Consider the following 21,597-nt stretch of genomic DNA (forward strand, 5'->3'; position numbering starts at 1 on the left):
CGGCCGACGTAGCCACGCGCGGTCGTGCCGCCGACCGGCTCCCGACCCACAGACCCGCACCTCACCGTCGCACCCACCCGCTAACGTGGGTCGGATGAGCACCTCGGCCACACCGCCCCGCTCCCTCGCAGAGGCTCTCCGCGTCCGGGACGACGCCTCACTGGGCGCGCTCCTGCGCGCCCGCCCCGATCTCATCACCCCCGTCCCCACCGACCTCACCCAGCTCGCCACGAGGGCCGGCACCCGTGCCTCGGTCGTGCGCGCTCTGGAGCGCCTGGACCGGTTCGCGTTGCAGACCGCGGAGGCGCTGGCCGTGGCGGGGGAACCGGCGTCGTACGCGGAGTTGCTGGGGCTGCTGGCGGGGGACGCCGGGGAGCCCGCCGTCGCCGGAGCGCTGCCGCGTGCCCTCGGGACCCTGCGGGAGCAGGCGCTGGTGTGGGGCGAGGACGAGCGGCTGCGGCTGGTGCGGACCGCGCGGGAGCTGCTGGCGCCCTCGCCGCAGCATCCGTCGCCGACAGGGCTCGGGCCGACGGTGCAGGAGGCCGCGGCAGGGATGTCGCCGGGCCGGATCCAGGAGATCGTGACCGCGGCCGGGCTGCCGTCGACGCACGACTCGGTGACCGCCGTCGCCGCGCTGACCGGGCTGTTCACCGACCGCAAGCGGATGGCGGCGCTGCTCGCCGGCCTCCCGGAGGAGTCCCTGGAGGTACTGCGGCGGCTGGTGTGGGGGCCGCCGTACGGGCAGGTCACGGCGGACCCCGCAGCCCGGCTGCGGCGGCTCCTCGACATCGGGCTGCTGCTGCCGACGGCGCCCGGGACGGTCGTACTGCCGCGGGAGGTGGCCCTGCATCTGCGCGGCGGGCTCGCGCACCGGATCACCGAACCGCTGCCGCCGGCCGTCGAGCCGGTCGCCACGCACCGTCCACAGGTTGTGGACACGACGGCGGCCGGACAGGCCTACACCGCGCTGGCGACGGTGGAGGAGCTGCTGAAGGACTGGGACGAGGGCGGCCCGGTGGTGCTGCGGGCCGGCGGTCTGAGCGTCCGCGACCTCAAACGGACCGCCGTCGCGCTGGACGTGTCCGAGCCGGTCGCCGCGTTCTGGGTCGAGCTCGCCTACGCGGCCGGTCTCCTCGCCTCCGACGGGGAGGCCGACGAGCGGTACGCGGCGACCCCGGCCTACGACGAGTGGCTGGAGCGGCCCTCGGCCGAACGCTGGGTGCGGCTCGTGGAAGCCTGGCTGACGGCGACCCGGACGGCCGGCCTGGTCGGCGGCCGGGACACGAAGGACCGCACCCTGTCCGCGCTGGGCCCGGGCCTGGACCGCAGCGCCGCCCCGGAGGTACGGCACCGGGTGCTGACCCTGCTGGCCGGTCTCCCGGAGGGTGCCTCGCCGTCCGCGGAGTCCGTGCAGGCGCGGCTGCGCTGGGAACGGCCGCTGCGAGGCCCCCAGCGGGACGACGACCTGCGGTCACGGCTCACCGAGTGGACGCTGAGCGAGGCGGAACTGCTGGGCGTCACAGGACGGGGAGCGCTGTCGGCCCAGGGACGGGCGCTGTGGGGGGCGGCACCGGCGAGGACTCCTCGCAAGGAGCCGTCGGGTCCCGGCGACAAGCTGCCCGTCCACCACCACACCGTGCCCCCGGTGGAGCCCCTCTCGCCGCCCGAGCAGGCCGTGGCCTCCGCCGCGGCCGCCCGTCTCCTCGCCCCGCTCCTGCCCGAACCCCTGGACCATGTCCTGCTCCAGGCCGACCTCACCGCCGTGGCCCCGGGCCCGCTTCAGCGCCACCTGGCGGACGTGCTCGACGTGCTGGCGGACGTGGAGTCGAAGGGCGGGGCGACGGTGTACCGGTTCACGCCGGGCTCGGTACGCCGGGCGCTGGACGCCGGACAGGCCGCCTCCGACCTGCACGCGTTCCTCACCGCGCACTCCCGCACCCCGGTCCCGCAGCCGCTGGCGTATCTGATCGACGACGTGGCCCGCAGACACGGCCACCTGCGCGTCGGCGCGGCCTCCGCCTATGTCCGCTGCGACGACGACGCCCTGCTGAACGAGATCCTCGCCGACAAGCGCGCCGCCGGCCTGGGCCTGCGCCGGCTGGCCCCCACGGTCCTGGCGGCCCAGGCCGATCCGGCCGCGCTCCTGGAGGGGCTGCGCCAGATGGGCTTCGCGCCGGCCGCCGAGTCCGCCGAGGGCGACGTCCTGATCGCCCGCGCCCACGCCCACCGCACCCCGCCGCGCACGGCCCCGGAGCCGGTCCCGGACGGCCCGCCGGTGCCGGACACCACACTCCTGTCGGCGGCGATCCGCGCGATCCGCGCGGGTGACCTGGCCTCCACTACCCCGCGCAAGGAGAGCCCCGACCACGGCACCACCGGCGAACTCCCCCGCACCAGCTCCGCCGAGACCCTCGCCACCATGCAGGCCGCCGTCCTCACCAACGAGGCCCTGTGGATCGGCTACGTCAACGCCGAGGGCTCCGCCAGCCAGCGTGTCATCGCCCCGATCCGCGTCGAGGGCGGCTTCGTGACGGCGTACGACCACACGGCGGACGAGGTCCGGACGTATCCGTTGCACCGGATCACAGGGGTGGCGGAACTGGCGGACGACTAGCCCGCCGGAGAAGCCGTGGAGGGGTCGATTTTCGTCCGCGGCGCCATCGTGGCTGGTCGCGCAGTTCCCCGCGCCCCTGAAGGAGCGGCTGCGCCGCCCTTCAGCAGGCGCTGACCGGGGCGTCCGCCGGGAGGTGGAAGTGCGCGCGGGCTGCCGCCTCCAAGGTGGCGGCGGACATCGGGGCCTCGGTCTCGGACTCGGCGAAGAAACCGAAGTGGGCCTTCGTCCACTCCGCGTTCCCGGCGCCGTCCGGGGGTTCCTCCTGGGAGACGACCCGGTAGCCGCCGTCCCCCTCCCGCTCCAGCCGCACCACCTGCGGGTAGCGCCCGCCGCTGCACTCCACCAAGGCCTGGCCGCGCGCCCCGTACTCCATGCACAGCGTGTTGACGCCCGCCCGTACCTGCCCGTCGTGCTCGGCCAGTTCGAGTGCCTCCGCCCGGCAGAACCACCGCGCCCTGATCCCGGGCACCGTCTCCCCGTACCCGCTCCCCCGCGAGTCCGCCGCGAGCCGCGCCTCGATCACCGGCCGCACCTCGCCCCACAGCCGTCCGTCCACCCCGGCCGGCCACATCACCCAGGTGCCCGTGCCCACGAGCACCAGCACGGCCCCCACCCCGGTCGCCCAGCCGCGCACCGACAACCCCGTCATGCCCCCACCCTCCGCACATCGCGCCCGGTGCGCTGCTCGCCCGGTCAGACGGTCGACGGTGGCGCAGGGTTGCCCAGGACGGGCCCGCCGCATCGGGGCGCGGTACGGCACACTGGAGGTTTGGCCGTGCGGAAGGGAAGTGCGTAGGTGAACGGACCGCTGATCGTCCAGTCCGACAAGACTCTGCTCCTGGAGGTCGACCACGAGCAGGCCGACGAGTGCCGTCGGGCCATCGCGCCGTTCGCGGAGCTGGAGCGGGCGCCGGAGCACATCCACACCTACCGGGTGACGCCGCTGGGGCTGTGGAACGCCCGGGCCGCCGGGCATGACGCCGAGCAGGTCGTCGACGCCCTCGTGCAGTACAGCCGGTATCCGGTGCCGCACGCGCTGCTCGTCGACGTCGCCGAGACCATGGACCGGTACGGGCGGCTGACGCTCAGCAAGCACCCCGCGCACGGGCTGGTGCTCACGACCACCGACCGGCCGGTGCTGGAGGAGATCCTGCGGTCGAAGCGGATCGCTCCGCTCGTCGGTGCCCGGCTCGACCCCGACACCGTCGTCGTGCACGCCTCCGAGCGCGGGCAGATCAAGCAGACCCTGCTGAAGCTGGGCTGGCCTGCCGAGGACCTCGCGGGGTATGTCGACGGCGAGGCGCACCCGATCGAGCTGGCCGAGGACGGATGGGCGCTGCGGCCCTATCAGAAGCAGGCCGTGGAGAACTTCTGGCACGGCGGCAGCGGGGTCGTCGTCCTGCCCTGTGGCGCGGGCAAGACCCTCGTCGGTGCCGGGGCCATGGCGCAGGCGAAGTCCACCACCCTCATCCTCGTCACCAACACCGTCTCGGCCCGGCAGTGGAAGCACGAGCTGGTGAAGCGGACCTCGCTGACCGAGGAGGAGATCGGCGAGTACAGCGGGACGCGCAAGGAGATCCGGCCCGTCACCATCGCCACGTACCAGGTACTCACCACCAGGCGGAAGGGTGTCTATCCGCACCTGGAGCTCTTCGACTCCCGGGACTGGGGGCTGATCCTCTACGACGAGGTGCATCTGCTGCCGGCTCCCGTCTTCAAGTTCACGGCGGATCTGCAGGCGCGGCGGCGGCTCGGGCTGACCGCGACCCTGGTGCGGGAGGACGGGCGGGAGTCGGATGTCTTCTCGCTCATCGGGCCCAAGCGCTTCGACGCGCCCTGGAAGGAGATCGAGGCGCAGGGGTACATCGCGCCCGCCGACTGTGTCGAGGTCCGGGTCAATCTCACCGACTCCGAGCGGCTCGCGTACGCCACCGCCGAGCAGGAGGAGAAGTACCGCTTCTGTGCGACGACCGCGACCAAGCGGAAGGTCACGGAGGCGCTGGTCAAGCGCTTCGCCGGGCAGCAGACCCTGGTGATCGGCCAGTACATCGACCAGCTCGACGAGCTCGGCGAGCATCTGAACGCGCCCGTCATCAAGGGCGAGACCTCCAACGCCCAGCGCGAGAAGCTCTTCGACGCCTTCCGTCAGGGCGAGATCAGCGTGCTGGTGGTGTCGAAGGTCGCGAACTTCTCGATCGACCTGCCGGAGGCGACGGTCGCCATCCAGGTGTCGGGCACCTTCGGGTCCCGGCAGGAGGAGGCACAGCGTCTGGGCCGGGTGCTGCGGCCGAAGGCGGACGGCCACCAGGCGCACTTCTACTCCGTCGTCGCCCGGGACACGATCGACCAGGACTTCGCGGCGCATCGGCAGCGGTTCCTGGCGGAGCAGGGGTACGCCTACCGGATCGTGGACGCGGACGAGCTGCTGGCGGGGGACAAGGACACCGAGGCCTGACGGACGCCGGGCGTCCTACCTGCGGCGGACGCCCGCCTCCTCGGCGAACTCGCCGAGTATGACCACGTCGAAGGCGGCGCCCGCGAAGACACGGATCGCGCGCAGGGCGTTGCCGAGGCGGTGGGTGGCGTGGCCGCCGGAAAGGGAGGTCGCTCCGGACGGGCGACCGGGGGCTGGGGTGAAGGTCGCTGCACTCATGTCTCCATGGTGGCTCCCCAGGCATAAGGAGGGCATCGGCCCCAAGGCCCCACTTCCTGTGCTACCTGGGTACACCCCGGGGGTGGAGTCTCCCCCAGCGGACCGAGGGGTGATCCCCTAGGGGGCGCGGAAAACCGTTGGCCCTGGCACCGGCCGTCCCTCTAGAATCCCGGCTCTTGCCCGCCTCCCACCCGGAGTGCCGCCGACCGGACGGAAACCGGTCGGCATGCCGCAGCACCTCAGCCCGCAGCACCTTCGGAGGCACCCCCTTGTCCACGCCCGTCGACGACCCCCTCGGCCGCGAACGCGCCCACCTCTCCGAGTCCCGGTCCGCCCTGCGCGCCATGCGTGAGGACGCCGAGTCCCTCGACATCAGCGACGTGACCGCGAACTGGGTCAACGCCCAGATCCTGGAGCGCCAGATCGGGGAGCGCATCAAGGCGCTGGCCGACCTCAGCGACACCCCCCTGTTCTTCGGCCGCCTCGACTATCTGCACGCCCCCGGTGTCGACCTGGCCGAGGGTGCGGAGGGCGAGCGCTTCTACATCGGGCGCCGCCATGTGCACGACCAGGGTGGCGACCCCATGGTCATCGACTGGCGTGCGCCGGTCTCGCAGCCGTTCTACCGGGCGTCCAAGAAGGACCCGATGGACATCGCGCTGCGCCGCCGCTTCGGGTACACCCGCGGCGACATCACCGCGTACGAGGACGAGCACCTCTCCGACCCCGCCGAGGCGGCCACCACCAGCAAGCTTCTCCAGCAGGAGATCGAGCGGCCCCGCGTCGGCCCGATGCGCGACATCGTCGCCACCATCCAGCCCGAGCAGGACGAGATCGTGCGGTCCGGGCTCGGCGGGACCGTGTGCGTGCAGGGGGGTCCGGGGACCGGGAAGACCGCCGTCGGACTGCACCGGGTCGCCTATCTCCTCTACGCCCATCGCGAGCGGCTCGCCCGTACCGGCACCCTCGTCATCGGGCCGAACCGGTCCTTCCTGCACTACATCGAGCAGGTCCTGCCGGCGCTCGGGGAGCTGGCGGTCAAGCAGGCCACCGTCGACGACCTGGTCGCCGGAAAGGTCGAGGTGCGGGGCACCGACGAGGCGGCCGCGGCGGTCATCAAGGGCGACGCCCGGATGGCGGAGGTGCTCCGGCGCGCCGTCTACTCGCATGTCACGCTGCCCACCGAGCCGGTCGTCGTCGTGCGCGGGTCGCGGCGGTGGCGGGTCCCGGCGTACGAACTCGAGGACATCGTCCGTGAGTTGCTGGACCGCGACATCCGCTACGGCGCCGCCCGCGACGCCCTCCCGCAGCGCATCGCGCACGCGGTGCTGGTGCAGATGGAGCGCTCCGGGGAGGCACCGGACGACCGGGTGCAGGACGCGGTGGCCCGCAACAGCGCGGTGAAGGCGGCCGTCAAGGAGATCTGGCCGCCCGTCGACCCGGCCAGGCTGGTGCTGCGGCTGCTGACGGACGCGGACTTCCTCGCCGTACACGCGGACGGTGTCCTCGACGAGGACGAGCAGAAGACGATCCTCGCGGCGAAGCCGGCCCGGTCCGTGAAGGCGGCCAAGTGGTCGGCCGCCGACGCGGTGTTGATCGACGAGGCGACGGACGTCGTCGAGCGCACGCACTCGCTCGGCCATGTGGTGCTGGACGAGGCGCAGGACCTCTCCCCCATGCAGTACCGGGCGGTCGGCCGCCGCTGCACGACCGGCTCCGCGACCGTCCTCGGCGATCTCGCGCAGGGCACCACGCCCTGGGCGACCCGGAGTTGGGACGAGGCGCTCGCGCACCTCGGGAAGGCGGACGGGGTCATCGAGGAGCTGACGGCCGGTTTCCGGGTGCCGACGGACGTCATCACGTACGCCTCCCGGCTGCTCCCGCACATCGCGCCGGGCCTGACTCCGGTGGCGTCGGTGCGTGAGAATCCGGGCTTCTTCGACCTCCGGGCGATCGGCGGCACGGGGGAAGTGGTCGCCGCGTGCGAGGAGTTGCTGCGCAACGAGGGGTCGACGGGGCTGATCGCGGCGGATGCCCGTGTCGCGGCGCTGGCTGAGGCGCTGACGGCGGCGGGCATCGGGTATCTCGAGCCGGGTGAGGAGACGACCGAGGAGACCCGTCTGACCCTGGTCCCCGCGTCCCTCGCCAAGGGTCTGGAGTACGACTATGTCGTCCTGGACGAGCCGCAGGCGGTGGTCGACGGGGAGCCCGACGAGCGCACGGGTCTGCGACGCCTGTACGTGGCCCTCACCCGAGCGGTGTCGGGGCTGATCGTGACGCATGCGGCGCCGCTGCCGCGGGAACTCGCCGGGTGATCACGGTGTACGGGGTGCCGCTTGCGGTGCGTCGCCGGGTGCGGGTGCGTGGGGGCTTGTCGCGCAGTTCCCCGCGCCCCTAGGTGGGTGTCGGCAGCGTTCGTTCAGCAGTTCGCGGCGTCCCTGGGTGGTTGTCGTCGGGGCTCGTTCAGGGGTGGCCCTGATCGGCCTCGCCGTCCACCGCTCGGCGCCACCTCGCCACCGCCTGCGCCGATACCGGTCGCTGCCAGCCTTCCGGTCTCGCCGCGCCGCCGATGTGGAAGGCGTCGATGCCGGCGGTGCGGAGGGTCGGTACGTGTTGGAGGGTCAGGCCGCCGCCGACCAGTAGTTGCTGCTCGTATCCGGGGTCCCCGCGTCGCCCCGCCTCGGCGAGCAGCGTGGGGAGTCCGGCGTCCACGCCGGATGCGGATCCGGCCGTGAGGTAGGTGTCCAGGCCGGGCAGATCCGCCAGCTGTTTGCGCAGGGCGTCCCGGTCGGTGGCGTGGTCGATGGCGCGGTGGAAGGTCCAGCGGCACCCGTCCAGCTCGGCGACCACCCGCTCCACGGCCCCCAGGTCCACACCGCCGTCGGTGTCGAGGAAGCCGAGGACGAACTCCCGCGCCCCGGCCTCCCGCATCTCGCGCGCGACCTGGACCACCCGGGAGACGTCCCCCGCGTCGAAGCCGTCCGCCGGCCGCAGCATCACCCGTAGCGCGATGTCGACGGCCCCGCGGATCCCGGCGAATGTCTCGACCGGCGGGGTCAGCCCGTCGGCCGCCATGTCGGTGACCAGCTCAAGGCGGTCCGCGCCTCCGGCCTGGGCGGCGACGGCGTCCTCGACGTCGAGGGCGATCACCTCCAGGACTGCACGCTTGCTCATGGGACCCCATTCGTCGGCGGTGGAAGGGCAGGAAAACGGCGGCTACAGGTCTAGTCCAATCTCCAGACTACGCCCGCGGCCGCCGCGCCCGCGACAAGATCAGCCCCGCCCGGGGGAGAACTCAGCCGAAGATGTTCAGCTCCGCCGCCTCCGCCCCGGCCAGCTCGAACGTCCTCCCCGCTACCGGTCGCCCCGCGTAGAGACGTACGAGCGTGGCGGCGTCCCCGATGAACCGCGCCGGCGTCCGCTCCCCCGACACCGCTCCCAGCGTGAGCGGCTCGTCCACGTCGTCGAGGTCGGCGTGCAGCGGCAGCCGGCCCTGCTCCCGGGTGATCCGGGCGAGCAGGGCGAGGGCGTGCGGCAGACCGGGGCCGGCGTACGCGCCCGGCTCCCCGAGGACGTCCCGTACGTCTCCGCCGTGCACCCACTCGCCCACGGCGACCATGTCCAGCATCCCGCCCGCCTTGGCGATCGCCGGGCCCGCCTCGGTCATGCCGCGCTCCAGTTCGTCGACGACCCGCGCGTTGGTCCAGTCGGCGCGCTCGGCGATGTCCCGGTCGTTGCACTCGGGCGAGAACACGCCCTTCTCGAACCGGCGCTCCACCACCCGCATCAGCGCGGACGAACAGTGCGCGAGCACGTCCCGTACGGTCCAGCCCGGACACCCGGCGGTCGGCAGGGCGAAGTCCGTGTCGGGGCGGGACCGCAGCAGCGGGATCAGCGCGTCGCGCTCGGTGGTCAGGAGGAGTCCGGGCAGCTCGGGGTCGCGTACGTCAGCAGAAGTCATGGACGTACACGCTAGGGGCCGACGCCCCGGCCGCGCAGGGGGCGGGCGGGGGACAATGGACCCATGGCCGATCTCGACGTCCTGCGCACCCGTTTCGTCCACGCCCTGGAAGCAGCCAGGGGCGCCGAATCCACCGGACCCGACGCCACCGCGTACGCCGACGACCTCCTCGCCCGCTGGCAGGAGCCGCAGCGGAGGTACCACACGCTCGCGCACCTCACCGCGGTCCTCGACCACGTCGACGTACTGGAGAAGTACGCCAACGACCCGGACGTGGTCCGCCTCGCGGCCTGGTTCCACGACGCGGTGTATCTGCCGGAGCGCTCCGAGAACGAGGAGCGGTCGGCCCGGATCGCCGAGCGTGCCCTGTCCGAGGCCGGGTTGCCGGAGGCGAGGACCGCCGAGGTGGCCCGGCTCGTCCGTCTCACCGTCACCCACGACCCGGCGGACGGCGACCGCGACGGCCAGGTGCTGTGCGACGCGGACCTGGCGATCCTGGCGGCACCGCCGAAGACGTACGCCGCCTACACGGCCGCCGTACGCGAGGAGTACGGCTTCGTGCCGAGCGGCGCGTTCCGCGAGGGCCGGGCCGCTGTGCTGCGGCAACTCCTCGAGCTTCCGCGGCTGTTCAGGACGCCGTACGGACAGGCGGAGTGGGAGGCCACGGCCCGCTACAACCTCGCCGCCGAGCTGGAAATGCTGTCGCTCTGACGGGTCCGGCCCGCTTAGCCTGCCCGCATGACTGACATGGGTGGGGACCGCGTGACCGAGGCCGTCGAGAGCGCCGTGGCGCTGCTGCGGACGGCGGTGGACCGGGACTGGGAGGGGGTGCCGGCCGGCCGGGTGGAGTGGAGCTGCCGAACGACGGCGACACACATCGCGGAGGACCTCATCGCGTACGCGGGGCAGTTGGCGGGCCGGGCGAAGGACGCCTACGTGCCCTTCGAGATCGTCCTCGAAGAGGGCACCGACAACGCCGGCATCATCCAGGTCATCGAGACGACCGGCGCGCTCTTCGCGACCACCCTCCGCACCACCCCGCGCGAGGTCCGCGCCTTCCACCCCTACCCCTTCCGCAGCGCGGGCCGCGAGGGCTTCGCCGCGATGGGTGTCGCCGAGGTGCTGCTGCACGCGCACGACATCGCGGAGGGGCTGGGACTGGCGTACGAGCCGCCCGCGCATCTCCCCGAGTACGTCCTGACGCGGATCTTCCCGCACGTCCAGCCCGGCCCCGACCACTGGCGCACCCTGCTGTGGGCCACCGGCCGCGGGGACCTGTCCGGCCGCGCCCCGGTCACCGAGTGGCGCTGGAACAACAACCTCGTGCTCGAGTCGGACCGGCTCACCCTGGAGGGCGTCTCGCCGGCGGCCGCCGCCGATCTGGCCGCGGGCGGTTCCGGCGGGTTCGACTGGGTCGTGGGCGGGCCGTTCCAGGGGACGCGGGAGGCGTCCGGGATGGTGCTGAAGGCGTATGAAGCGGGCGTGCACCGGCCGGAGTTCGGCCTGTTCGTCCTCGTCCGCCGGGAGGACGACCTCGCGATCGGCGGCATGGGCTTCCATGGCGCCCCCGACGAGGAGGGCCGGGTGGAGATCGGCTACGACCTCGTGGAGGGGGCCCGCGGCAGGGGCTACGCGACGGAGGCGCTGCGCGAGCTGGCGCGGTGGTCGCTGGCGCGGGACGACGTGAGCGCTCTCTTCGCGACGGTCGAGCGGGCCAACATCCCCTCCCAAGGAGTGGTCTCCCGCGCGGGGTTCACCAAGGCGAGCGAGGACGCGGAGCTCCTCGCCTACGAACTGGGCCGCTGAGTCCCGGTCACGAACCGGACTGCTGTTCCCGCCCCTTGGGCCTGCGCAGACCCGACGCCGTCAGCAGCCGCACGACCTCGCGGCTCCTGACCTCCACGGCCCCGGCGGCCACGACGTCCGCGTACCGGTGCGAGGGGATGTCGTAGTGGTCCCGCTCGAAGGCACGCCGCGGCACGCCCAACCCGTCGGCGAACGCGTGCAGTTCGTCGAACGACACATCGCTCACGAGGTGCGACCACATGCGGCCGTGGCCGGGCCAGTCGGGCGGGTCGACATAGACGGTCACGAGGACGCCGCCCCGCCCGTCGCCGGACCCAGCGACCCCACCGCGGCGACCTTCACCCCCGCCTTGTGACACACCCAGTGCGGATCGGGCCCCAGCTCCGGCTCGACGTCGAGGGCATGCGGATCGCCCGCCTCGCACACCGGGCACAGCGGCCACCGTCCGTACCGCTCCAACAGCGCGTCCTGGACGTCCTGCGCGACCAGCCCGGCCACGAACTCCACCCCGTCCGGCCACTGCTCCACCCACCAGCGCCGCTGTACGACGGAGTCCTCGACCAGCGACACGACGTCCGCCTCGGCGACCTCGTCCGCGACCAGATCGGCGAGCACGAGGGCGCGTGCCGCGTGCAACGCCTGCTCCAGGGGGCTGATGGGGTGGCCGGAGGGATCCATGCACCCATTGTGCGCACTCTTGACCACAACACCGAGCCGAAAATATCTTTCATAGGTGACCCAGGAAGTGAAGGAAATTTTCGGCAGCGGCTCGGGAGGCGCACCGCCGGCCCCTGCCGCCCTCGCCGCCAAGGTGCGCACCCTCGCCCCTTCCATGACCCGCTCCATGCAGCGCGTCGCCGAGGCCGTCGCCGGCGACCCCGCAGGCTGCGCGGCCCTCACGGTCACCGGCCTCGCCGAACTCACCGGCACCAGCGAGGCGACGGTCGTGCGCACCGCCCGCATCCTCGGCTACCCCGGCTACCGCGACCTCCGCCTCGCCCTCGCGGGCCTCGCCGCCCAGCAGCAGTCGGGCCGCGCGCCCGCGATCACGACGGACATCGCGGTGGACGATCCCATCGCGGACGTCGTCGCCAAACTCGCCTACGACGAGCAGCAGACCCTCGCGGACACGGCGGCCGGCCTCGACACGGTCCAGCTGGCCGCGGCGGTGACGGCGGCCGCGACCGCCCGCCGCATCGACGTGTACGGCGTCGGCGCGTCCGGTCTCGTCGCCCAGGACCTCACCCAGAAACTGCTGCGCATAGGCCTCATAGCCCACGCCCACAACGACCCCCACCTCGCCGTGACCAACGCGGTGCAGTTGCGGGCGGGCGACGTGGCGATCGCGATCACGCACTCGGGCGCCACGGGCGACGTCATCGAGCCACTGCGGGCCGCCTTCGAGCACGGGGCGACGACGGTGGCGATCACGGGCCGGCCGGACAGCTCGGTCACGCAGTACGCCGACCACGTACTGACGACGTCGACGGCGCGCGAGAGTGAACTGCGGCCCGCGGCCATGTCGTCGCGGACCAGCCAGCTGCTGGTGGTGGACTGTCTGTTCGTGGGGGTGGCGCAGAGGACGTACGAGACCGCGGCTCCCGCGCTTGCCGCGTCGTACGAGGCATTGGCACATCGACACCGCGGTAAGCCATAAGCCGTAGGCACGCCATCGGATCGCCACCTGAAAGAGCCACCCCCCATGACTTCCACCTCCCACCCCCGTGCTGTCCGCGCCGAGTTGGAGACCCTGACCACCGAGGCCTTCCGCCCCGAGCTGGCCGAGATCGACCGGCTCCCCACCCTCGACATCGCCCGGCTGATGAACGCGGAGGACGCCACCGTGGCCGCCGCCGTCGCCGCGGGACTGCCCGTCATCGCCGCCGCCATCGAGGACATCGCCGCCCGGATGAGCCGCGGCGGCCGCCTCGTCTACGCCGGTGCCGGAACCGCGGGGCGCCTCGGCGTGCTGGACGCCTCCGAGTGCCCGCCCACCTTCAACACCGACCCCGCGCAGGTCGTCGGCCTGATCGCGGGCGGCCCCGAGGCCATGGTCACCTCGGTCGAGGGCGCCGAGGACTCCAGGGAGCTGGCGCAGGCGGACCTCGACGCACTGGAGCTGCGGGCGTCCGACACGGTGGTCGGCGTCTCGGCCTCCGGCCGCACCCCGTACGCGATCGGCGCCGTCGAACACGCCCGCGCCCGGGGCGCGTTGACGGTCGGTCTGTCCTGCAACGCGCACAGCGCGCTGGCGGCCGCCGCCGACCACGGCATCGAGATCGTCGTGGGACCGGAGCTGCTCACCGGCTCCACCCGTCTCAAGGCCGGCACCGCCCAGAAGCTGGTCCTCAACATGCTCTCGACGATCACGATGATCCGCCTGGGCAAGACGTACGGGAACCTCATGGTCGACGTGCGCGCCTCCAACGAGAAGCTGCGCGCCCGCTCCCACCGGATCGTCGCGCTGGCCACGGGCGCGGCGGACGAGGAGATCGAGCGGGCCCTGGCGGCCACCGACGGCGAGGTGAAGAACGCCGTCCTGGCACTCCTCGCCGGCGTGGACGGCCCCACGGCCACCCGCCTTCTGGAGGAGTCCGACGGCCATCTGCGTGCCGCGCTGGCGGCGGCGGGCGGCTGACCAGCACGCTCGGTGCGTGAACACCTCGTACGACACCGACACCGCCGCGGCGATCCTCCCCCTCGTGGGCGGCCCCGCGAACATCACCTCCGTCGCCCACTGCATGACCCGCCTCCGCCTGGGCCTGGTGGACCGTTCGACGGTGGACGGGGAGGCGCTGCGGGCGCTGCCGGGGGTGCTGGGCGTGGTCGAGGACGACACGTACCAGATCGTGCTGGGGCCGGGCGCGGTGGCGCGGGTGACGGCCGACTTCGAGGCGCTGCTGCGGAAGGAGACGCAGAAGGCGCGCAACGCGACCCCGGTGAAGCTGGCGCTGCGGCGGGTGGCGAACGTCTTCGTCCCGCTGATCCCCGCGCTCATCGGCTGCGGGGTGCTGGCGGGTCTGAACGGCCTGCTGCTGAACCTGGGTTGGCTCCCGTCGCTCACCCCCGCCCTGGCCGCGATCGCCACCGCCTTCATGGCCCTGATCGCGGTCTTCGTCGGCCTCAACACCGCGAAGGAGTTCGGCGGCACACCGGTGCTGGGCGGGGCGGTCGCGGCGGTCGTGGTGTACCCGGGGGTGGCGAAGGTGACGGCGTTCGGGGTGACGCTGGCGCCGGGACAGGGCGGCGTCCTGGGCGCGCTGGCGGCGGCTCTGCTGGGGACGTACGTCGAGAAGTGGTGCCGCAGACGGGTCCCCGGCGCACTGGACGTCCTTCTCACCCCGACCGTGACGGTCCTCGTCTCCGGCCTGGCGACGCTCTACGTCCTCATGTACGCGGCCGGCGCGGTCTCCTCGGCGATCGGCACGGCGGCGAACTGGCTGCTGACGACGACGGGCGCGTTCGCGGGCGCGGTCCTCGGCGGCCTCTTCCTCCCCCTGGTGATGCTGGGCCTCCATCAGGCCCTGATCCCCATCCACACCACCCTGATCGAACAGCAGGGCCACACGGTCCTCCTCCCCCTCCTCGCCATGGCGGGCGCGGGACAGGTGGGGGCGTGTCTGGCGGTCTACGTCCGGCTGCGCCACGACGTGGCATTGCGTACGACGATCAGGTCGGCGCTTCCGGCGGGCTTGCTGGGCGTGGGTGAGCCGCTGATCTACGGGGTGTCGCTGCCGCTCGGCCGCCCGTTCCTGACCGCCTGTGTGGGCGGTGCGGCGGGCGGGGCGTTCGTCGGCCTGTTCGCGATGCTCGGCGACCAGGTGGGGTCGACGGCGATCGGACCGTCGGGGTGGGCGTTGTTCCCCCTGCTGGCGGGGCGCGGGGGTCTGGGGACGGCGGTGGCCGTCTACGCGGGCGGGCTGGTCACCGGGTACGCGGTGGGGTTCGCGACGACGTACTTCTTCGGCCTGCGACGACCGCCGGCGACGGCACCGGAGCCCTCGCCCTGACCGCGGGGGCTCCGGCGTTCGGGGATCAGATCACCATGGAGTTGGCGAAGAGGATGGGGGCGTTCCGGGCGTCGACGGCGGTTCCGTCGACGGTGACCGGAACGCTGACGTTGAGGGACTGGTAGAGGACGTCGACGGGCTTCGCCACGTACGAGGCGACCTTGCAAAAGCGGTAGACGGCCTCGTGGGCGGTGCCCTCGGTGTCGGTGATGGCGACGGTCAGTTCGGTGAATGCCTCGGGATCGAAGACGAGGGGGCCGTCGCCGGCGGTACGGCTCGCCGCCCGGGCACCGCCGGCCGCCAGCCGGACGGATCTCGGCCGTTTCCCTCAGAGGGCCGGTCGACCGGCTTGCGATGGTCGGGCGGGTGGGCGTCGGGGGCGGTGTCAGTGGGGGATGTCATCGTGGGGGTCTGACGACGGGAGGGGGCTCCGTGGGTGAGCGCGGTGGTGGTTGGGGCGGGATGGACTATCGGGGGTGGCTGGATCTCGGCGATGTGCGGCGGCGGCTCGACGGGGGTGCGGATCCCGAGGCGTGGGGGCCCGGAGGGTCGCGGCCGCTGCACCGGGCGGCGCTGTTCGGGGCGCCCGAGGTCGTCGCGGAGCTCGCCCGGCGGGTGAGGGACGTGGATGCGCTGGAGAACGGGACGACGGCGTTGTGGGACGCCGTGGTGGCCGGGCGGGCGGAGAACGCGCGGGTGCTGGCCGAGGCCGGGGCCGACCCCTGGCGGGTGGGGTTCGGTGGCTGGTCGCCCGGGCGGCTGAGTCTGGCCGGGCCTGTACCGGAGCTGTTTGCGCTGCCCGAGGGCGAGCGGGAGCTGAGCGAGGCGGAGCAGGCAGTGGCCCGGGAAGGGCGTCGACTGATCGACGCGCTGGGTGAGTTGTACTACGACGGCACGGGGCTGGCCTGCGTGGCGGGCATCGACGCCGCGGAGGCGATACGGCGGCTGGGGGCGACGGACGCGGACCCCGAGCTGATGGAAGCGGTGCTGGACGACCCGTACGACTTCGACATGGACGAGACCCTGCGCCTCGTCGGCGTCACCACCGTGCCGGGCGGCTGCGTCGTCACCCAGCCCTGGGGCTACGCGCCGCAGCAGCCTCTCGTCCAGAAACTCCTGTCCGCCGGCACGGTCTGCTACGGGCTGTACGCCAACCCCAAGAGCGGCAACCAGGGCAGCGTCTTCCGCGACGGCGTCGGCGTGGGCTGGGACCTGCATCCCGGTGGCGGGCCGGACGAGGGGGACAGCCCGGCGGAGGTGCTCACCAACTATGTCTTCTGTCACCACGCCGTGGCCTACTCGATCGCCTACGCCGGTCTGCGCCCGACCGACGCACGGGCCGTCACCGGTCCCCCCGACGCCTGGGTGGAGCTGCCGGTCCGCGACTACTGGGAGCACTGAGGGCGGGGCGCTGTCAGCGCGGGTGGGTACGGTTTCCTCATGAACCACGCCCAGCTCACCGCCCTGGGCCGAGCCCTGCGCCTTCTCGGCGAGCATGGCGAGGCCCTGACCGGCGACAGTCCGGACACCAAGCTGTACGAGGTCAAGGCCGACATCAAGCGGGCTCTCGACCTGTTGGACGAGAGCACCAATGCCGCCGCTCCCAGCACCCGCTGCGCCGAGCACCCCAACGGTCCGGTCGACGAGAACGCGCCTGACCTGTGTCTGCTGTGCGAGACCCGACGCCGTACCGCCCGGCGCTCCCAGATCAACGGCCCGTCCGCACCGGCGCAGGCCGCCTCCGCCCCCTCCCGCTACGGCGTGCGCGACGACCGGCCGCAGCCGCAGCAGCGCTGGCTGCCCGAGATGTGGAACGGACAGGAGTGGCAGCTGTGCGGCACACCGAGGCGGGACCGGGGGGAAGCCGAGCTGTATCTCGCCGCCCAGCGGCGCGCCCCCCGGGCCGCCATGGCGTACCGGCTCGTCCATGAGTTCACCGACTACGAGGTGCTGCGGGTGTGGGGCACGCCCGTCAAGGTCGACATCGAGCCCCTGGGCAACCTGTAGACGGCGAAGGGCCCGCCACGGCCACCGTGACGGGCCCGACCGGCTCACCGGGTCTATGACTTGGCCGCTGCCCCGGCCGCTTCGGAAGCGTCCTGGGGCACCGGCGCCGCCGTCTCCCCCGCCGGCTGCTGCCGCGGGATGAACGCGGCCACCACGAACGCCAGCAGTGCCGCCCCGGCGCCCACCGCCAGGACCACCTTGAAGCCGCTCTCGGAGGGCAGCGCGTAGCCGCCGAAGTCGGTCGTCATCTGGGCCAGGATCACCCCCGCGATGGCGCTCGCCGACGAGGTTCCGATGGACCGCATCAGGGTGTTGAGGCTGTTCGCCGCGGCCGTCTCCGAGGCGGGGACCGCGCCCATGATGAGGGCGGGCATCGAGCCGTAGGTGAAGCCGATGCCGGCGCCGATGACGCAGGCGGCGAGCACGAAGTGCCAGACCTCGGTCATGAGGGCGATGTTGATGCCGTAGCCCGCGGCCACGATCAGGGCACCGATCATCAACGTCGTCTTCGGGCCACGGGCCTTCGACACGGCCGCCGAGATCGGCGCCGTCACCATCATCACCAGGCCCGACGGGGCCATGACCAGGCCCGCGACGAGCATCGACCTGCCGAGGCCGTACCCGGTCTGCGAGGGGAGCTGGAGCAGCTGCGGCAGGACCAGGGACATGGCGAACATCGCGAAGCCGACGGCGATCGAGGCGAGGTTGGTGACCAGGACCTGGCGGCGGGCGGTCGTACGGAGGTCGACCAGGGGCTGGTCCGTACGCAGCTCGAACCAGCCCCACGCCAGCAGGACGACGACCGCCGCCACGAAGAGGCCGACCGTCGTGCCGCTCGCCCAGCCCCAGTCCGCACCCTTGGAGATGCCGAGCAGGAGGCAGACCAGGCCCGTCGCCATGCCGATGCCACCGACCAGGTCGAAGCGGCCGCCGGTGCGGACCCGGGACTCCGGTACGAAGAGCGAGACCAGCACGAGAGCCACGACGCCCAGCGCCGCCGACGTCCAGAACAGGACGTGCCAGCTGAAGTTGTCGGCGATGAGGGCGGCGGCCGGCAGACCCAGCGCGCCGCCGATGCCGAGGGAGGCGCTCATCAGGGCCGTGGAGCCGGCGAGGCGCTCCGCGGGCAGTTCGTCGCGCATGATGCTGATGCCGAGCGGGATCACGCCGGAGGCCAGGCCCTGGAGCACCCGGCCGACGACCATCGGGATCAGGGAGTCGGAGAGCGCGCAGACCACCGAGCCGGCGATCAGCATGACGACGCTGATCAGCAGCATCCGGCGCTTGCCGAACATGTCGCCGAGACGCCCCACGACAGGGGTGGCGACGGCGGCGGCGAGCAGCGTCGCGGTGACCGCCCACGCGGTGTCCGACGCCGGGGCGTCCAGGAGCCTCGGCAGCTCAGGGACGATCGGGATCACCAGGGTCTGCATCAGCGAGACCACGATTCCGGCGAAGGCCAGCACCGCGACCACGGCATTCGACCGTGGTGGTGCGGCGGCAGGGGCGTCGGACATGGCGGGGCCTCCATAGCGATGCGCTGGTGATTGACCTAGGCAACTTTCGGTCAATACATTAAGTCAGTTGCTTGACTTAACCAAGAGCAGCAGGTCAGCCGTACTGCTCCACGAAGGACCGCACCTTGTCCTCGTCCAGCTCGTAGACCGTCTCGTGGGCCCGGGGGTCGCGTGCGTGGAAGGTGTGGAAGAGCGGGCCGGCGGCTCCCCCGAGGACGATCAGGGAGGCCGAGGCACCGCGCACCGCGCGCTCGGTCCCCGGTGCCGTCGTCAGGTCGATGCGGTTGACCACGCCGGGGGTGACCCACACCGGGACGGACTCCAGGAGGCCGCAGAGCTGGAGGTGGAAGTGGCCGGTGAGGATCACCTTGACGTCGGTGCCCCGGACCGCCGCTGCCAGGTCGGCGGGGTTGCGCAGACCGAAGAGCTGCTGGAGGGGGTTGTCCAGCGCGAAGGGCGGATGATGGAAGGCGAGGACCGTGCCGTTCGGGGAAGGCGTCGCCAACACGCCCCGCAGCCAGTCGAGCTGGGCGGCGCCGAGATGCCCGTGCACCTTCCCCGGCACCAGCGAGTCCAGCGTCACGAACCGCCACCCCGCCACCATGCTCACCGCGGCCCGCTCCCCCGCCGCGGACTCCAGCACGCGGCCGGGCTCCGGATGCCCACTGCCCAGCACCTCGGCGAAGGCCGCACGCTCGTCGTGATTGCCGGTCGTGTAGAAGACAGGCGCCCCGCCGAGCGTCTGCGCGAACTCCCCGAACAGCTCCCTGACGGCCGTATACGCCTCCACCGCCCCGTCGTTGGCGAGGTCACCGGTGACGACGATCGCGTCGACGCCCTGTACGTGCCGGAGTTCGGCGAGCATGCGGCGCAGGGAGTCGTGGGCGTTGACGCCGTGCCGGTTGGGGGCGTCGGTGCGTTCGAGGTGGGTGTCGGAGAGATGAAGGATCCTCATCTCCCGCACGCTAGCGGGAGATGAGGATCCCTACACCGTCAATTCAGCACGGCTCAGTTCGGCTCGGCTCGGCTCAGCTCAGGGACTGAAGCGCCGCCGCGTCATAGGCCTTCAGCTCGTCCGTGCGGCCCGCCAGTACCTTCGCCGCCCACTCCGGGTCCTGGAGCAGCGCGCGGCCGATGGCGACGAGGTCGTACTCCTCGCGCTCCAGGCGGTCGAGGAGGTCGTCGATGCCGCGGAGCGGGGAGCCCTCGCCCATGAAGCCCTTGATGAAGTCGCCGTCGAGGCCGACCGAGCCGACGGTGATGGCCTGCTTGCCGGTGAGCTTCTTGGTCCAGCCGGCGAGGTTGAGGTCGGAGTCCTCGAACTCGGGGAGCCAGTAGCGGCGGGTGGAGGCGTGGAAGGCGTCGACACCGGCGGCGGCGAGCGGGCTCAGGATGGCCTCCAGCTCCTCCGGGGTCTCGGCGAGGCGGGCGTCGTAGGCCTCCTGCTTCCACTGCGAGTAGCGGAAGATGATCGGGAACTCCGCGGAGACCGTCTCCCGTACGGCCGCCACGATCTCGGCCGCGAACTTCGTACGGGCGACGAGGTCACCGCCGTAGGCGTCGCTGCGGCGGTTGGTCCCCGACCACAGGAACTGGTCGACGAGGTAGCCATGGGCGCCGTGGATCTCCACACCGTCGAAGCCGATGCGCTCGGCCGCGGCCGCGGCCTCGGCGAAGGCGCCGATGACGTCGTCCAGGTCGCGCTGGGTCATCGTCACACCGGTGGGCTCGTCGGCGCCGGGGCGCAGACCGGAGGGGCCGACCGCGGGGGCGTCCGCGACGGGTCCCTTGCCCGGCGTACGGGTCATGCCGATGTGCCAGAGCTGCGGGACGATGGTGCCGCCCGCCGCGTGCACCTCCTCGGCGACCTTCGCCCAGCCGGCGAGCTGCTCCTCGCCGTGGAAGCGCGGGACGCGGGTGCTCTCCCCCGCCGAGTCGTGGCCGACGTAGGTGCCCTCGGTGACGATCAGGCCGACGCCCGCGGCCGCGCGGCGCGAGTAGTACGACGCCACGTCCGCGCCCGGGATGCCGCCCGGGGAGAAGTTGCGGGTCATCGGCGCCATGACGATGCGGTTCGGGACGGTCAGGCCGTTGATCGCGATCGGCCGCGAGAGGACCTCGGCGGCACGGGAGGCGGGGGCGGTCACGTGGGGGTACTCCTCGGGGAGGGTCCGTCCGGCACCGGTACCGGTCGGTATGTGCATGCGCATGGACATACGCATGTAGGAGTCAACCACCTCGTCCGCCACAGACATTCCGCGAGCCCTGTGATCCCGGACACGCACCCCGCCCCCGAGAATGGCCACATGGCCAAGCCCCCGCTGCTCTCCGCGCCCGAACTGGAGGCGTCCTCCGTGGTCGCCAACAACACCATGAACCGCGAGCGCGGCCTCTCCGGGGTCAACAGCTACGCCCGCGAGCTGGGCCTGGACCCCGTGGCCCACCTCTCGGACCGCCCCGATCCCTCCTGGCTGGACCTGTGCAGCGGCGAGGGCCGCGCCCTGCGGGAGGCGGCCGCGCGTCTGCCCGCCGACGCCGTGCTCACGGCCGTCGATCTGGTGGGGCCTCTCATACCCGTACCGGCCCCGCCCGCGCTGGAGGAGATCGTCGCCTCCGTCACGTCATGGGCACCGAGCCGGTCCTACGACCTCATCACCTGTGTCCACGGTCTGCACTACGTCGGCGACCAGCTCGGCCTCCTCACCCGCGCCGCGTCCTGGCTGACCCCCGAGGGCCTGCTGCTGGCGCACTTCGACCCCGACTCCATCCGCCGGCCGGACGGATCGGCGGCCGGGCGGACGGCCGTGTCGGCCCTGCGCGCGGCCGGGTTCCGTCACGACACCCGGCACCACCGGCTCAGCCTGCGCGGCCCGCGGTCCTTCACCCTTCCGTTCCGGTACGTCGGCGCGGACCCGGCCGCCGGGCCCAACTACACCGGTCAGCCCGCCGTCGGCTCCCACTACGACCTCGGCTGACATACGGAAACGCCCGAGGGCGGCACCCCCTGGCTGTGCAGGGAGTGCCGCCCT

Annotated in this window: 21 protein-coding genes; 11 read left to right on the top strand and 10 right to left on the bottom strand. The window is 72.7% G+C overall.

Translation table 11 applies throughout. The features are described 5' to 3' along the window. Window positions 1-94: 94 nt before the first annotated feature. Complete coding sequence (locus OHU89_RS22920; RefSeq protein WP_405645473.1) at window positions 95-2,614, top strand: helicase-associated domain-containing protein; 2,520 nt, start codon at window positions 95-97, stop codon at window positions 2,612-2,614. 100 nt (window positions 2,615-2,714) lie between these two features. Here OHU89_RS22920 and OHU89_RS22925 read toward each other — a convergent pair whose 3' ends face one another. Beyond that, window positions 2,715-3,263, bottom strand: coding sequence for a hypothetical protein (locus OHU89_RS22925; RefSeq protein WP_405645474.1), 549 nt, complete (start codon window positions 3,261-3,263; stop codon window positions 2,715-2,717). Window positions 3,264-3,410: 147 nt separating this feature from the next. Here OHU89_RS22925 and OHU89_RS22930 point away from each other — a divergent pair, with 147 nt between their 5' ends. Then, window positions 3,411-5,069 (top strand): DNA repair helicase XPB, encoded by a 1,659-nt coding sequence (locus tag OHU89_RS22930; protein WP_267015569.1) that lies wholly within the window; start codon window positions 3,411-3,413, stop codon window positions 5,067-5,069. 15 nt (window positions 5,070-5,084) lie between these two features. On the opposite strand, the gene OHU89_RS22935 is transcribed toward OHU89_RS22930, so the two are convergent. Then, window positions 5,085-5,267: a hypothetical protein gene (locus OHU89_RS22935; RefSeq protein WP_266890767.1), complete on the bottom strand. Its 183-nt coding sequence runs from the start codon at window positions 5,265-5,267 to the stop codon at window positions 5,085-5,087. A 269-nt stretch (window positions 5,268-5,536) separates the two neighbouring features. Here OHU89_RS22935 and OHU89_RS22940 point away from each other — a divergent pair, with 269 nt between their 5' ends. After that, window positions 5,537-7,582 carry a HelD family protein gene (locus OHU89_RS22940; protein WP_405645477.1) on the top strand — a complete coding sequence of 682 codons (2,046 nt, stop codon included), beginning with the start codon at window positions 5,537-5,539 and terminating at the stop codon, window positions 7,580-7,582. Between the two features lie 148 nt (window positions 7,583-7,730). On the opposite strand, the gene OHU89_RS22945 is transcribed toward OHU89_RS22940, so the two are convergent. Further along, on the bottom strand, window positions 7,731-8,441 hold the full coding sequence (locus OHU89_RS22945; RefSeq protein ID WP_405645479.1) for a copper homeostasis protein CutC: 711 nt from the start codon (window positions 8,439-8,441) through the stop codon (window positions 7,731-7,733). 121 nt (window positions 8,442-8,562) lie between these two features. Next, window positions 8,563-9,228, bottom strand: coding sequence for a maleylpyruvate isomerase family mycothiol-dependent enzyme (locus OHU89_RS22950; protein WP_405645481.1), 666 nt, complete (start codon window positions 9,226-9,228; stop codon window positions 8,563-8,565). A 63-nt stretch (window positions 9,229-9,291) separates the two neighbouring features. Between OHU89_RS22950 and OHU89_RS22955 the strand changes: the two genes are divergently transcribed. Beyond that, window positions 9,292-9,939 carry a hypothetical protein gene (locus OHU89_RS22955; RefSeq protein WP_405645483.1) on the top strand — a complete coding sequence of 216 codons (648 nt, stop codon included), beginning with the start codon at window positions 9,292-9,294 and terminating at the stop codon, window positions 9,937-9,939. Between the two features lie 27 nt (window positions 9,940-9,966). Next, window positions 9,967-11,034, top strand: coding sequence for a GNAT family N-acetyltransferase (locus OHU89_RS22960; RefSeq protein ID WP_405645485.1), 1,068 nt, complete (start codon window positions 9,967-9,969; stop codon window positions 11,032-11,034). A gap of 7 nt (window positions 11,035-11,041) precedes the next feature. On the opposite strand, the gene OHU89_RS22965 is transcribed toward OHU89_RS22960, so the two are convergent. After that, window positions 11,042-11,320, bottom strand: coding sequence for a DUF4031 domain-containing protein (locus OHU89_RS22965; RefSeq protein ID WP_266890755.1), 279 nt, complete (start codon window positions 11,318-11,320; stop codon window positions 11,042-11,044). Continuing rightward, window positions 11,317-11,712 carry a hypothetical protein gene (locus OHU89_RS22970; protein WP_405645487.1) on the bottom strand — a complete coding sequence of 132 codons (396 nt, stop codon included), beginning with the start codon at window positions 11,710-11,712 and terminating at the stop codon, window positions 11,317-11,319. Before OHU89_RS22970 ends, OHU89_RS22965 begins: the two co-directional genes overlap by 4 nt. 55 nt (window positions 11,713-11,767) lie before the next feature. On the opposite strand from OHU89_RS22970, the gene OHU89_RS22975 reads away from it, so the two are divergent. Genes OHU89_RS22975 through OHU89_RS22985 form a run of 3 tightly spaced genes read left to right on the top strand, consistent with a single transcriptional unit; the run spans window position 11,768 to window position 15,044 of the window. Then, entirely contained in the window at window positions 11,768-12,691 is a 924-nt protein-coding gene (locus tag OHU89_RS22975) for a MurR/RpiR family transcriptional regulator (RefSeq protein ID WP_405645489.1), read from the top strand. A gap of 45 nt (window positions 12,692-12,736) precedes the next feature. After that, window positions 12,737-13,672, top strand: a complete 936-nt coding sequence (gene murQ, locus OHU89_RS22980; protein ID WP_266890749.1) for an N-acetylmuramic acid 6-phosphate etherase — start codon at window positions 12,737-12,739, stop codon at window positions 13,670-13,672. 16 nt (window positions 13,673-13,688) lie between these two features. Beyond that, window positions 13,689-15,044 carry a PTS transporter subunit EIIC gene (locus OHU89_RS22985; protein ID WP_405645491.1) on the top strand — a complete coding sequence of 452 codons (1,356 nt, stop codon included), beginning with the start codon at window positions 13,689-13,691 and terminating at the stop codon, window positions 15,042-15,044. A 25-nt stretch (window positions 15,045-15,069) separates the two neighbouring features. On the opposite strand, the gene OHU89_RS22990 is transcribed toward OHU89_RS22985, so the two are convergent. Then, window positions 15,070-15,192, bottom strand: a complete 123-nt coding sequence (locus tag OHU89_RS22990; protein ID WP_405645493.1) for a hypothetical protein — start codon at window positions 15,190-15,192, stop codon at window positions 15,070-15,072. A 284-nt stretch (window positions 15,193-15,476) separates the two neighbouring features. On the opposite strand from OHU89_RS22990, the gene OHU89_RS22995 reads away from it, so the two are divergent. Both OHU89_RS22995 and OHU89_RS23000 read left to right on the top strand, forming a co-directional pair. Beyond that, a complete protein-coding gene (locus OHU89_RS22995; protein ID WP_405645495.1) occupies window positions 15,477-16,445 on the top strand; it encodes an ankyrin repeat domain-containing protein in 969 nt (322 codons plus the stop codon). A 39-nt stretch (window positions 16,446-16,484) separates the two neighbouring features. Next, window positions 16,485-17,051 carry a hypothetical protein gene (locus tag OHU89_RS23000; RefSeq protein WP_405645497.1) on the top strand — a complete coding sequence of 189 codons (567 nt, stop codon included), beginning with the start codon at window positions 16,485-16,487 and terminating at the stop codon, window positions 17,049-17,051. A gap of 53 nt (window positions 17,052-17,104) precedes the next feature. Here OHU89_RS23000 and OHU89_RS23005 read toward each other — a convergent pair whose 3' ends face one another. The 3 genes from OHU89_RS23005 to OHU89_RS23015 all read right to left on the bottom strand — a co-directional run bounded on the left by OHU89_RS23005 (window position 17,105) and on the right by OHU89_RS23015 (window position 20,772). Next, complete coding sequence (locus tag OHU89_RS23005; RefSeq protein ID WP_405645499.1) at window positions 17,105-18,568, bottom strand: MFS transporter; 1,464 nt, start codon at window positions 18,566-18,568, stop codon at window positions 17,105-17,107. 94 nt (window positions 18,569-18,662) lie between these two features. After that, window positions 18,663-19,523 (bottom strand): metallophosphoesterase, encoded by an 861-nt coding sequence (locus OHU89_RS23010; protein ID WP_405645500.1) that lies wholly within the window; start codon window positions 19,521-19,523, stop codon window positions 18,663-18,665. Window positions 19,524-19,596: 73 nt separating this feature from the next. Beyond that, the gene (locus OHU89_RS23015; protein WP_405645502.1) at window positions 19,597-20,772 is read right to left on the bottom strand and encodes an NADH:flavin oxidoreductase; all 1,176 of its coding nucleotides are present in this window, start codon (window positions 20,770-20,772) and stop codon (window positions 19,597-19,599) included. Window positions 20,773-20,874: 102 nt separating this feature from the next. On the opposite strand from OHU89_RS23015, the gene OHU89_RS23020 reads away from it, so the two are divergent. Beyond that, window positions 20,875-21,543: a class I SAM-dependent methyltransferase gene (locus OHU89_RS23020; RefSeq protein ID WP_405645504.1), complete on the top strand. Its 669-nt coding sequence runs from the start codon at window positions 20,875-20,877 to the stop codon at window positions 21,541-21,543. Window positions 21,544-21,597 lie beyond the last annotated feature (54 nt).

Source organism: Streptomyces sp. NBC_00019, assembly GCF_045041015.1.
In the GTDB taxonomy this organism is placed as follows: Bacteria; Actinomycetota; Actinomycetes; order Streptomycetales; family Streptomycetaceae; genus Streptomyces.

Excerpts from the sequence above, each read along its gene's own strand:
- OHU89_RS22920 (WP_405645473.1), top strand. The coding sequence starts at position 95 with ATGAGCACCTCGGCCACACCGCCCCGCTCCCTCGCAGAGGCTCTCCGC.
- OHU89_RS22925 (WP_405645474.1), bottom strand. The coding sequence starts at position 3,263 with ATGACGGGGTTGTCGGTGCGCGGCTGGGCGACCGGGGTGGGGGCCGTG.
- OHU89_RS22935 (WP_266890767.1), bottom strand. The coding sequence starts at position 5,267 with ATGAGTGCAGCGACCTTCACCCCAGCCCCCGGTCGCCCGTCCGGAGCG.
- OHU89_RS22945 (WP_405645479.1), bottom strand. The coding sequence starts at position 8,441 with ATGAGCAAGCGTGCAGTCCTGGAGGTGATCGCCCTCGACGTCGAGGAC.
- OHU89_RS22950 (WP_405645481.1), bottom strand. The coding sequence starts at position 9,228 with ATGACTTCTGCTGACGTACGCGACCCCGAGCTGCCCGGACTCCTCCTG.
- OHU89_RS22955 (WP_405645483.1), top strand. The coding sequence starts at position 9,292 with ATGGCCGATCTCGACGTCCTGCGCACCCGTTTCGTCCACGCCCTGGAA.
- OHU89_RS22960 (WP_405645485.1), top strand. The coding sequence starts at position 9,967 with ATGACTGACATGGGTGGGGACCGCGTGACCGAGGCCGTCGAGAGCGCC.
- OHU89_RS22970 (WP_405645487.1), bottom strand. The coding sequence starts at position 11,712 with ATGGATCCCTCCGGCCACCCCATCAGCCCCCTGGAGCAGGCGTTGCAC.
- murQ (WP_266890749.1), top strand. The coding sequence starts at position 12,737 with ATGACTTCCACCTCCCACCCCCGTGCTGTCCGCGCCGAGTTGGAGACC.
- OHU89_RS23000 (WP_405645497.1), top strand. The coding sequence starts at position 16,485 with ATGAACCACGCCCAGCTCACCGCCCTGGGCCGAGCCCTGCGCCTTCTC.
- OHU89_RS23005 (WP_405645499.1), bottom strand. The coding sequence starts at position 18,568 with ATGTCCGACGCCCCTGCCGCCGCACCACCACGGTCGAATGCCGTGGTC.
- OHU89_RS23010 (WP_405645500.1), bottom strand. The coding sequence starts at position 19,523 with ATGAGGATCCTTCATCTCTCCGACACCCACCTCGAACGCACCGACGCC.
- OHU89_RS23015 (WP_405645502.1), bottom strand. The coding sequence starts at position 20,772 with ATGCACATACCGACCGGTACCGGTGCCGGACGGACCCTCCCCGAGGAG.
- OHU89_RS23020 (WP_405645504.1), top strand. The coding sequence starts at position 20,875 with ATGGCCAAGCCCCCGCTGCTCTCCGCGCCCGAACTGGAGGCGTCCTCC.